8 protein-coding genes are annotated in these 10,625 nt (G+C 46.7%); 5 read left to right on the top strand and 3 right to left on the bottom strand.

Annotated elements, in window-relative coordinates; all coding sequences use genetic code 11:
* Window positions 1-273: 273 nt before the first annotated feature.
* The 3 genes from DFP81_RS05100 to DFP81_RS05090 are packed head-to-tail and all read right to left on the bottom strand — an operon-like array spanning window position 274 to window position 2,969.
* The gene (locus DFP81_RS05100) at window positions 274-1,131 is read right to left on the bottom strand and encodes an ABC transporter permease (protein ID WP_220342816.1); all 858 of its coding nucleotides are present in this window, start codon (window positions 1,129-1,131) and stop codon (window positions 274-276) included.
* A 2-nt stretch (window positions 1,132-1,133) separates the two neighbouring features.
* Window positions 1,134-1,943 carry a taurine ABC transporter ATP-binding protein gene (locus DFP81_RS05095; RefSeq protein ID WP_115896670.1) on the bottom strand — a complete coding sequence of 270 codons (810 nt, stop codon included), beginning with the start codon at window positions 1,941-1,943 and terminating at the stop codon, window positions 1,134-1,136.
* Between the two features lie 24 nt (window positions 1,944-1,967).
* Window positions 1,968-2,969 carry a taurine ABC transporter substrate-binding protein gene (locus DFP81_RS05090; protein WP_115896669.1) on the bottom strand — a complete coding sequence of 334 codons (1,002 nt, stop codon included), beginning with the start codon at window positions 2,967-2,969 and terminating at the stop codon, window positions 1,968-1,970.
* 532 nt (window positions 2,970-3,501) lie between these two features.
* Between DFP81_RS05090 and DFP81_RS05080 the strand changes: the two genes are divergently transcribed.
* The 5 genes from DFP81_RS05080 to DFP81_RS05060 all read left to right on the top strand — a co-directional run bounded on the left by DFP81_RS05080 (window position 3,502) and on the right by DFP81_RS05060 (window position 10,552).
* Window positions 3,502-5,154, top strand: a complete 1,653-nt coding sequence (locus DFP81_RS05080; RefSeq protein WP_115896667.1) for an electron transfer flavoprotein-ubiquinone oxidoreductase — start codon at window positions 3,502-3,504, stop codon at window positions 5,152-5,154.
* 282 nt (window positions 5,155-5,436) lie between these two features.
* Window positions 5,437-6,183 (top strand): electron transfer flavoprotein subunit beta/FixA family protein, encoded by a 747-nt coding sequence (locus tag DFP81_RS05075; RefSeq protein WP_115896666.1) that lies wholly within the window; start codon window positions 5,437-5,439, stop codon window positions 6,181-6,183.
* Window positions 6,183-7,130 (top strand): electron transfer flavoprotein subunit alpha/FixB family protein, encoded by a 948-nt coding sequence (locus DFP81_RS05070; protein WP_115896665.1) that lies wholly within the window; start codon window positions 6,183-6,185, stop codon window positions 7,128-7,130. Before DFP81_RS05075 ends, DFP81_RS05070 begins: the two co-directional genes overlap by 1 nt.
* A gap of 58 nt (window positions 7,131-7,188) precedes the next feature.
* Window positions 7,189-8,046 carry a formyltetrahydrofolate deformylase gene (purU, locus tag DFP81_RS05065; protein WP_115896664.1) on the top strand — a complete coding sequence of 286 codons (858 nt, stop codon included), beginning with the start codon at window positions 7,189-7,191 and terminating at the stop codon, window positions 8,044-8,046.
* Between the two features lie 52 nt (window positions 8,047-8,098).
* A complete protein-coding gene (locus DFP81_RS05060; protein WP_220342815.1) occupies window positions 8,099-10,552 on the top strand; it encodes a GcvT family protein in 2,454 nt (817 codons plus the stop codon).
* Window positions 10,553-10,625: the final 73 nt, after the last annotated feature.

The following is a 10,625-nucleotide window of genomic DNA, read 5'->3' as shown; positions in this document are numbered from 1 at the left end:
AGTATATATCCATGACGAGTTGGAGGAATGCGGCGAGTCCGTTAGCCAGTCACGCGATGCCAAACAAATGGTTCGATGAACAAGGTTTAGTAAATCTTGAAGAAGTGAAAACGGGGTATGTGTTCAGCGTACATGCTGAATGGACGTTTACATGAGCCGTATACGAGGTCCGTACGTACGGTTCTGTGAGAGGGATGAGGCGGTAACGCCTCACCCTACTCGATTCGTGATGCTGGTCAGCCGCAATTGGGCGTTTGAATCTTCTCTATGCGCTTAGGATTTGCCTTTCCAAGGCACCAATTTTGCTTCGATTTTGCGCATGATAATGTCAATGCTATAACCGATAAGACCGACAATGATGACACCCAATACGACAATATCGGTGGCTAAAAATTTACTGGCGACCATGATCATATAACCTACACCAGAGTTTGCTGCCACCAGTTCGGCAGCCACCACAGTGCCCCAGCAAACGCCCATGGCAACGCGCATGCCAGTGAAAATTTCTGGCAAAGAGTTGGGCAGTATAACGTGTTGCAGAATTTGTCTTTTGTTGGCACCTAAGGAATGGGCAGCATGGATTTTATTCAGTTTGATGCTACTGACTCCTGCACGGGCAGCGATTACCATGATCCATAGAGCGGCAAAGAAGATCAGCAAAATTTTAGAGCGCTCGCCAATACCAGACCAAATGATCACCAGTGGGATAAACGCAAGCGGAGGAATAGGGCGGAAAAACTCGACAATCGGGTCAAACCAACCACGAACCTTTTCTGATAACCCCATGGCAAATCCCAGAGGAATACCCACAAGACAACCTAAACTAAAGCCAATCAGAATGCGGTAAAGGCTAGCCCAAATATGCTCCCATAAAGTGAAACCGCGATAGCCGTCCTGAGAAATACTGATAAATTGTTGCCATACCGTACTAGGCGCGGGCCAAAAGATCGGGTTGATATAGCCTAAAGTGCTGCCAAAGTGCCACACAATAGCAAGGGTAATAACCGAGACGATGCTCCAAAAACGGCCTTTACCTATGGCTTCTGTATCACCAAAGGTGGAGGTTTTTTGATTGTTAATACCCGACTTACTCAAGCCTGAGTAATGTTTGAATGATTTAATTAAAGACATGTTCATAGTCCAACCGCCTGATTATTTCCCATGATTTCTTCTTCCATCCCCCAAATCATCGATAACACCTCTTCCCGTTTGGCAATGAACTCCGCTGAGGTTTTAACGTCTCTAGGGTCTTTTGTGAGTCCTTCTTCGGCAAAGGGCAGGTAGTATTCTTGCTTGATCCGGCCAGGTCTTGGAGCCATGACAAATAAGCGTTCTCCTAAAAACAGAGCTTCTTCAACACTGTGGGTAATAAGGATGATGGTTTTGCCTGTTTCCTTCCACAGCTTGAGAACGAGGCTTTGCATCTTTTCTCGTGTTAGTGCGTCCAAAGCGCCAAGCGGCTCATCCATTAAAATGATGTCAGGGTTATTGGCCAGACATCGGGCGAGAGCAACGCGCTGTTGCATACCGCCAGAAAGCTCGTAGATAGCTTTGTCGCCGAAGTCTTGCAAGCCCACTGTTTCTAACAAGTCGTCTACTGTGTGGCGAATTTTCTCACTGGCGACGCCTGCCATCTTAGGGCCGAAGGCAATGTTTTCGGCGACACTCATCCATTCGAATAAGGCGCCTTGTTGAAACACCATGCCGCGATCGGGACCGGAATGGGTGAGTTTGGTATTGCCATTTAGTACCGCGCCTGACGTTGGTGCTAGAAAGCCCGCGATAATATTTAATAGGGTGCTTTTACCGCAGCCAGAAGGCCCGAGGATCGCAAGTAGCTCCCCTTGTTTGAGGTTAAAGCTCACGTCTTGTAAGGCTTCAACTCGATTGCCATTAGGCTCATCGAAGGTCATTGAAATATGATTTGCGTTCAATTCAGACATTATGAATCCCTTATGCTGGTTGAATTAGTGAACGTTTTTGAAGTAGCTAGCGTCGATCGTGGCGCTGTAATCGGCCAAGGCTTTGGGGATTTGTTTTTGCTGAACAAAAAAGTCGGCAACTTCTTTGGTAAAGGTCTGTACGCCCCCGCCCATCCAGTAAGGTGAGACTTGTTCGTCTTTAACAGGGAAGGTAAAAAGATCGAGAATTTGATTCGTGTCTGTTAGTGATAACCCCGACGCTTTGGCAATAATGGGTTGTTGCGTTTGAGGCGATTCTTTATAGGCTTTATTGGCGTCGTTGGTAACCTGTAAAAATTCGCTTACCAGTTCAGGATATTGCTTCGCAAAGCTATTGTTGACTGAGATTACATCAAAAGAGCGGATGCCTGCCGCTTCTTGTTCTTTGGCGCTCATGAGTACCTCGCCATATTGCTTCATGCGGCGTAACGCGCCACCCCAGCCACAGGCCATGGAGACATCTCCGCGGGCGAGAGCGGCGGCGCCATCGGCAGGCGCCATGTCTAGTAGGTGAACTTTTTTGCTGTTAACTTCGAGCTGCTTCAGGGTTTTAAGCATTTTGTAATGGGACACTGTGCCAAAAGGCACCGCGATGTTTTTACCTTCCAGTTGTTTGGCATTGGCGCTGGTAATGTGGGCGTCTTTTCCAACTACGCAATTATCATTTTCAGCGTAAGACACCGCAATACCCACCATGGTAATAGGTAGGCCTTTGGAGACCGCAATAGTAAAAGGCACCAGCCCTTGAGAGTAGGCCATGTCGACACCACCTGACGCCATTGCGGCGGACATTGCTGTGCCAGAATCAAAGGCGTGCCATTCGACTTCTACGCCCATTTCTTTGCTGTATGTGTCATTTACTTGAGCGACTTGGTTTGCCGTAGGCCATTCTAAGAAATAGCCAATGGACACCTTGTTCGGTTTATCGGCGGCCAGTGCTAGGCAAGCAGAGGAGGCGACAGTGCCCACTGCCAGAGTGCTTATCAGTGTTGAAACTATCTTCTTCATAACAACCTCATTAAAACTTTCTGTTGGTGTGAGCGTCGAATAACGCTGCAAGGGTCTACTTTGCTTTTTAGCGTCCTTGTTTGGCCTCTAAAAAGGCGTCATCAAAATGACTTAAATCGATACTGCCGTGTAAAAAATATCCCTACAAATGATTAAAAATGCGCGTCTGTTAGAAAAACTAACACTAGAGTTGCGTGTTTTTTGTGCAAAACATGGCTTTTATATGCCACTTGATTGCGCACGTTTTGATCGGCAGTGGCTGCGCCTTTCAACTCGGTGCTTCGGCCGAAAGAGGTGCTGGTGTTATGGCTTTGTTTTGGTGCAAGCCATAATGCTGAGTTCCGTATGCTTGACTGGCTGCAAGGGGGAAGTGGGGGTAAAAAAATACAATAACTTGTGTTCACCCTTCTTCTCTAAATGTGAGAAAAGTAAAATTTCGTCTAAATGAAATTTTATATTGTAATTTCATTTTCTGTGTGTAATTTTCCTGTTAAGTTTTTTTATATGTGCAGTTTGATGATTAGGGGTTGGTATGACACGAGAAAGCATGGAATTTGATGTGGTTATTGTGGGAGCAGGACCTGCGGGCTTATCGACCGCTTGCCGATTAATGCAGCAGGCGAACGCAGCGGGTGAAGAGCTGATGGTCTGTGTGGTGGAAAAAGGCGCTGAGGTAGGAGCACACATTTTATCTGGTGCTGTGGTGGAGCCTAGAGCGTTGAACGAGCTGTTTCCTGATTGGCAAGCATTAGGTGCGCCGTTGACCGTTCCTGTGCTAGAAGACCAAATTTATTATTTAAACAGCGCTAAAAAATCAATCAAAATCCCCAATGCTTTAGCGCCTAAGCCGATGCATAACCAGGGTAACTATGTTGCCAGTGTGGGCAACCTTTGTCGTTGGTTGGCAGAACAAGCGGAGCAATTAGGGGTGGAGGTCTTTCCAGGCTTTGCGGCGGCTCATGTTATCTATGATGAACAAAGCGGCCGTGTGGCGGGTATTGGCACCGGTGATATGGGGGTAGATGCGGATGGCAATGCAAAAGACACTTACATGGCAGGCATGGATCTACTGGCGAAATACACGGTATTTACCGAAGGGTGTCGTGGCCATCTGGGCAAAGAGCTGATCAAAAAGTTTGCTTTAGATGAGGGGAAAGACCCTCAGCATTATGGCCTTGGTATTAAAGAGTTGTGGGAAATTGATGAGAGCCTGCATCAGCCAGGTTTGGTGCTCCATGGCACAGGCTGGCCACTGAGCGAGTCCAGTTCCACGGGCGGTTTCTTTTTATATCACAGTGATAATAACCAAGTAGTGGTTGGTTTGATTACCGACCTTAATTACAGCAATCCTAATCTAAGTCCTTACGATGAATTTCAGCGTATGAAGCATCACCCTTTGATTGCTCAGTATTTATCTGGAGCCAAACGTTTGTCTTACGGGGCGCGGGCAATTGCGAAAGGTGGTCTACATTCTTTACCGAAAATGACCATGCCAGGGGCTTTGCTGCTGGGGTGCGACGCAGGAACGTTAAATTTTTCTAAAATCAAAGGCACTCATACTGCTATGAAATCCGGCATGTTGGCCGCAGAAGTCTTATTTCCTGAGCTGATGAAAAAAGACCAAGGCGGGCATGACCTGGTTCAGTATGATGAGCATTTAAAACAATCTTGGTTATATGATGAGTTGTATAAAGGGCGAAATTTTGGCTCTGCTATGCATAAGTTCGGCACCTTTGTTGGTGGTATGTATAATGTTTTTGAACAAAATATCGTCAGTTTGCCTTTCACTATTCGTGACCCAAAGCCAGATTACTTGTGCTTAAAGCCAGCCAGCGAATGTTCGCCTATTGAGTACCCAAAACCAGATGGCAGACTGAGCTTTGATAAAAGTTCGTCGGTCTTCTTGTCAAATACCAACCATGAAGAGAGCCAGCCCTGCCATTTGCATTTGCAGGATGCCTCTGTGCCAGTGCTGCACAACCTGCCGACCTTTAATGAGCCAGCGCAACGCTTTTGTCCAGCAGGGGTATATGAGGTGTTGGAGAGCGAGGATGGGAGCCCACGTTTTCAAATTAATGCGCAAAACTGTGTGCACTGTAAAACCTGCGATATTAAAGACCCTGCGCAAAACATTACTTGGCGAGTACCTGAAGGCGGTGGCGGGCCTAATTATCCGAACATGTAGTCTGCTGATATAAGTAAACCGATTATCACAGATGAAATCTGCTGTTTGCTTTCATTGGCTGGCGTTTCTTGCGAGCCAATGAAAGTATCGCCTTATTTACCTGCCTTTTTTTAGCGCTTTATGCGTCTACGCCCCTTTGTATTTCAGTACTTTTTGCCTTGTTTAATATTTATTCGATAAAACTATTGACACAAAAAAATATATAAACAATCATGTAAATGAAATTATTAAAGTAAATTTCATTTACATGATTTTTGTTTTCTTCTTAGCTGGAGCGAAAAAATGAAAGTGCTAGTCGCCGTTAAACGAGTTGTGGATGCCAATGTGCAGATTCGAGTGAAGTCAGATAATTCTGGTGTCGATGTATCGAATGTCAAAATGTCGATTAACCCTTTCTGCGAAATTGCAGTAGAAGAGGCGGTTCGACTAAAAGAGTCAGGAGTGGCCGAAGAAGTGATTGTGGTCAGTGTGGGCGCCGATGCTTGCCAAGAGCAATTGAGAACGGCACTGGCGCTAGGAGCAGACCGCGCGATTCAAGTGCAAACCGAGGCGGACCTGGAGCCTTTGGCGATCGCGAAATTGCTAAATAAAGTCGTTGAGCGTGAAGACATTAGCCTTGCCATTTTGGGCAAACAATCCATTGATGGTGATAACAATCAAACTGGCCAAATGTTGGCGGCGTTAGCTGGGATGTCTCAAGGCACTTTCGCATCCAATCTAGAGATTGAAAATGGCGAAGCCATTGTGACCCGTGAAATTGATGGCGGGCTGCAAAAGGTAGCGCTGAAATTACCTTCTTTAATTACTACTGATTTACGCCTAAATGAACCGCGTTTTGCTTCATTGCCCAATATTATGAAGGCCAAGCGTAAGCCATTAGTGCAAATCACACCTGAAGAATTGGCCGTGGATATTTCTCCAAGGCTAACCACCTTAGAAATCAATACTCCGGCGGCGCGAGCGGTAGGGGAGCGGGTGGCGACTGTGAGTGAGCTTGTCGAGAAATTAAAAGTCGAAGGAGTATTGTAATGACCATTTTAGTAATCGCAGAACACAATAACCAAGCGCTAGCACAAGCGACGGCAAATACGCTAACAGCAGCACAAGATTTGGCCAGTAAAACCAATAGTGAAGTGGTGCTGCTCGTTGCAGGGCAAGCTTGTCAAAGTGTGGTAGAAGAAGCGGCAAGCACGCAAGGTGTTGCGAAGGTATTGGTTGCTGATTGTGCTGCGTTAAAACAACAACTTGCTGAGAATGTAGCGCCACTTGTGGTGGATTTAGTGAAACAAGAAAACATTACACATGTGCTGCTTTCTTCCACTGCCGCGGGCAAAAATATTGCTCCTCGCGTAGCCGCATTGCTTGATGTGGCGCAAATTTCGGATCTGATTGAAGTAATAGATGCAGACACTTTTGTACGTCCAATTTATGCCGGTAATGCTCTGGCGACGATCAAAAGTAGCGATGGGGTGAAAGTTTTGACGGTGCGCAGTACGGCGTTTGAAGCAGTCGAATTTAGCGCTGGTGACGCGACTATCCAGTCGTTACCAGAAGCGGCTGAGCAAGGTTTATCGCGCTTTATTAGCGAAGAAGTAGTGGCCTCAGATCGACCTGAGTTGACCTCTGCTAAGGTGATTATTTCAGGCGGCCGTGGCATGAAAAACGGCGATAATTTTGTCTTGCTGGAAAAAGTGGCCGATAAAATTGGTGCCGCAGTAGGGGCCTCTCGTGCGGCGGTAGACGCAGGTTTTGTCTCGAATGATATGCAAGTGGGTCAAACTGGGAAAATCGTGGCGCCGGATTTGTACATTGCAGTGGGCATTTCAGGTGCGATCCAGCATTTGGCCGGTATGAAAGATTCCAAAATCATTGTGGCCATTAATACAGATGAAGAAGCGCCTATTTTTAATGTCGCTGATTACGGCTTGCAAGCGGACCTTTTTGACGTATTGCCAGAATTTGAAGCCGCCCTTTAATTACTTAACTTATTAGCAATAGGGGCATTTTAACAATGCCCGATTCGGAGAGCATGAGATGTCGGACCGCACCTATCGTATTGTTTTAGATTGTCCTGATCGTATTGGTATTGTGACACGCGTTGGTGAAGTGATTACCAATAATGGCGGCTGGATTAAAGAAGCAGCTCACTATTCAGACGAAGAAAACAATTGGTTTTTCTCTCGCTTTGAAATTAAAGCAGAATCACTGTCGTTTAGTGCGGAAGTGTTAGCGCAAAAATTTGCTAGCTTGCAAAAAGAATTCAGTATGAATTTGCAGGTACTTGATACCAGCCGTCCTAAAAAAGTGGTGTTGATGGCGAGTAAAGGCAGCCATTGTTTATCTGATTTGCTAGACCGCTGGAAGAGTGGAGATTTGGAGTGTGACATCCCTTGTGTCATTTCCAATCATGAAGACATGCGTGGCATGGTTGAGTGGTATGGCATTCCTTATTTTTGTGTGCCAATCGACCCTAGCAATAAATCCGTTGGGTTTGCTGAAGTAGAGCGCTTGGTGACTGAGCATGAAACCGATTGTGTGGTGTTAGCGCGTTATATGCAAATTCTGCCACCTTCCTTATGCCAGACTTTGAAGCACAAGGTGATCAATATTCATCACAGCTTCCTGCCTTCTTTTATTGGTGCTAAGCCCTACCATCAAGCCGCTGAACGTGGTGTTAAGCTGATTGGTGCTACTTGTCATTATGTGACGGAAGACCTTGATGAAGGGCCAATCATTGACCAAGACGTGGTTCGTGTTAAGCACAGCGATAAAGTTGAAGAACTAGTTCGACGGGGTAAAGACGTTGAGAAAGTTGTCTTGGCGCGTGGCTTGCGAGCGCATTTAGAAGATCGTGTCTTAGTGCGTGGCAACAAGACCGTTGTATTCAACTAAGTGAATGGATTTATTAGGCGCTTTACCAACAGGGTAAAGCGCTTGGAGAAAGATGATGACTAAAACATTACCTAGTTCTGCTCAAGTTGTAATCGTTGGCGGCGGCGTTATCGGTTGCAGCGTGGCGTACCATTTAACCAAGCTTGGTTTTACCGATGTGGTACTGCTCGAAAGAAGACAGCTTACCTGTGGTACCACTTGGCATGCGGCGGGTTTAGTGCCGACCTTACGTGCCACATACAATATGTCTATGTTGGCGAACTACAGCGCCACCTTGTATGAACAGTTACAAGCGGAAACAGGCCAAGGAACTGGGTTTGTTCGTAATGGCTCGTTGACCATTGCGACCAATAAAGAACGCCTTGCAGAACTAAAACGTGGCGCATCTATGGCCAAGGTTGCAGGTTTTCCGTGTGATGTTATTTCTCCAGATGAAGCCAAAGCCTTATGGCCGCTGATGAATGTGGACGATGTGCTAGGTGCGATTCATTTGCCGATGGATGGTATGGCAAGCCCGGTGGATGTTACCCAAGCATTGGCCAAAGGGGCACGCCAAGGCGGCGCTAAGATTATCGAAGGCGTAAAAGTCTTGGATATGAAGGTAAAAGACGGCAAAGCGGTGGGTGTAATTACCGAGCAAGGTGATATAGACGCTGAGTATGTGGTGAATTGCTCGGGCATGTGGGCCCGTGAATTTGGTAAAAAAGCTGGCGTTAATGTGCCATTGCATGCGGCAGAACACTTTTACGTGGTGACAGAAAGCATGCCCGATTTACAACGTGGCTTGCCGACCATGCGAGACATGGATGGCTTTTGCTATTACAAAGAAGACGCAGGCAAGCTATTAGTAGGGATGTTTGAACCGAATGCTAAGCCTTGGGGCATGGAAGGCATTCCAGAAAACTTTTTCTTTGATGAATTACCAGAAGATTTCGATCATCTTGAACCCTATTTAGAAGCGGCCATGCACCGATTGCCGATTCTTGAAAAAACCGGTTTGCAGGTGTTTTTTAACGGCCCTGAATCCTTCACGCCAGACGATCGTTATCACCTGGGTGAGGCACCAGAGGTGCGTAACTATTTTGTTGCCGCTGGGTTTAACTCAGTGGGCATTCAGTCCGCAGGTGGTGCTGGTAAAATGTTGGCAGAATGGATTCATAAAGGACATGCACCACAAGATTTATGGGACGTAGATATTCGTCGTAATATGCCTTTCCAAGGCACTCAGAAGTACTTACAGGAGCGTACCACTGAATCGTTGGGGCTATTGTATGAAACACATTTCCCTTTCAAGCAGTTTAAAACAGCGCGCGGTGTCAGGCGCTCGGTATTGCATGAGCAGCTTAAAGCTCAAGGGGCGGTATTTGGCAGTGAAAATGGTTGGGAGCGCGCTAACTGGTTTGCCAAAGAAGGCCAAAAAGCCGAGTACGGATACTCTTTTGGTCGTCAAAACTGGTTTGAGAACAACCAAGAAGAACACCAAGCGGTCAGAACATCGGTGGGTGTGATTGATCAGAGTTCTTTTTGTAAATATAAGATAGAAGGCCCGGACGCTGAGGCGTTTCTTAACCGTATTTGTTGTAACAATGTATCGGTTGCCGTAGGCAAGATGGTTTACACCCAATGGCTCAATGAGCGTGGTGGAATTGAAGCCGATGTAACGGTAACTCGCTTGGCTGACGATCAGTATTTGGTGGTTTCTGGGGTGGCTTGTCAGACCCGTGATTTAGACTGGTTGCGCCGTCATAAACAGGCTGATACCGCGGTGGTTATCACAGATATGACGTCAGCTTATGCCGTGGTAACCGTGATGGGGCCGAAGTCTCGAGACACTCTTGCCAAATTGACCAAGGCGGATTTATCCCACGAGGGTTTCCCATTTGCCACGTCGCGTGAAATTGAGCTGGGTTATGCGATTGTTCGAGCGTCGCGTATTACTTATGTGGGTGAATTGGGGTGGGAATTGTATATTCCGACTGAGTTTGCGCCAAGCGTGTACGAGCTAGTATTTGAAGCGGGGGCTGAGTTTGATATCCGCCCTTATGGCTACCATACGATGAACTCATTGCGGATGGAAAAATGCTACCGCCACTGGGGTCATGACATCACAGACGAAGATACTGTGTTGGAAGCAGGGCTGGGCTTTACCTGTGATTTTGAAAAAGCAGGTGGTTTTATTGGTAAGGAAGCGGTGCTTGCGCAAAAAGCCCAAGGGCCGCTGAAAAAGCGCTTTGTGGCTTTCTTATTTGATGATGCAGAACCGCTTTGTTATCACGAGGAGCCGATTTATGCCGGTGGCGTTATTGTTGGCCGTACCACGGCAGGTATGTTTGGTCATACGGTCGGTGCGACTGTGGCTATGGGCTATATCGAGTCGGAAGCCGGTGTGACGAAAGACTGGTTAGAAGCGACCAGCTTTGAAATTGAAGTGGAGTGTGTGCGTTATAAAGTGACGCCTTCGCTGCGTTCTTTCTATGACCCAGCAATGGAAAATATTAAGCGCTAATACTTGGCGCTCCAAGGGCTGCTTGCAGCTCTTTGTTTTTTCTTTGATCGATAGACGATCACTTACAAGACAG

This window comes from Marinomonas pollencensis (assembly GCF_003387375.1).
GTDB classification, from domain to species: Bacteria; Pseudomonadota; Gammaproteobacteria; order Pseudomonadales; family Marinomonadaceae; genus Marinomonas; species Marinomonas pollencensis.
The sequence above is the reverse complement of the archived record's forward strand: the minus strand, read 5'-3'. Positions and strand labels throughout refer to the sequence as shown.

Excerpts from the sequence above, each read along its gene's own strand:
- purU (WP_115896664.1), top strand. The coding sequence starts at position 7,189 with ATGTCGGACCGCACCTATCGTATTGTTTTAGATTGTCCTGATCGTATT.
- DFP81_RS05095 (WP_115896670.1), bottom strand. The coding sequence starts at position 1,943 with ATGTCTGAATTGAACGCAAATCATATTTCAATGACCTTCGATGAGCCT.
- DFP81_RS05070 (WP_115896665.1), top strand. The coding sequence starts at position 6,183 with ATGACCATTTTAGTAATCGCAGAACACAATAACCAAGCGCTAGCACAA.
- DFP81_RS05090 (WP_115896669.1), bottom strand. The coding sequence starts at position 2,969 with ATGAAGAAGATAGTTTCAACACTGATAAGCACTCTGGCAGTGGGCACT.
- DFP81_RS05060 (WP_220342815.1), top strand. The coding sequence starts at position 8,099 with ATGATGACTAAAACATTACCTAGTTCTGCTCAAGTTGTAATCGTTGGC.
- DFP81_RS05100 (WP_220342816.1), bottom strand. The coding sequence starts at position 1,131 with ATGTCTTTAATTAAATCATTCAAACATTACTCAGGCTTGAGTAAGTCG.
- DFP81_RS05080 (WP_115896667.1), top strand. The coding sequence starts at position 3,502 with ATGACACGAGAAAGCATGGAATTTGATGTGGTTATTGTGGGAGCAGGA.
- DFP81_RS05075 (WP_115896666.1), top strand. The coding sequence starts at position 5,437 with ATGAAAGTGCTAGTCGCCGTTAAACGAGTTGTGGATGCCAATGTGCAG.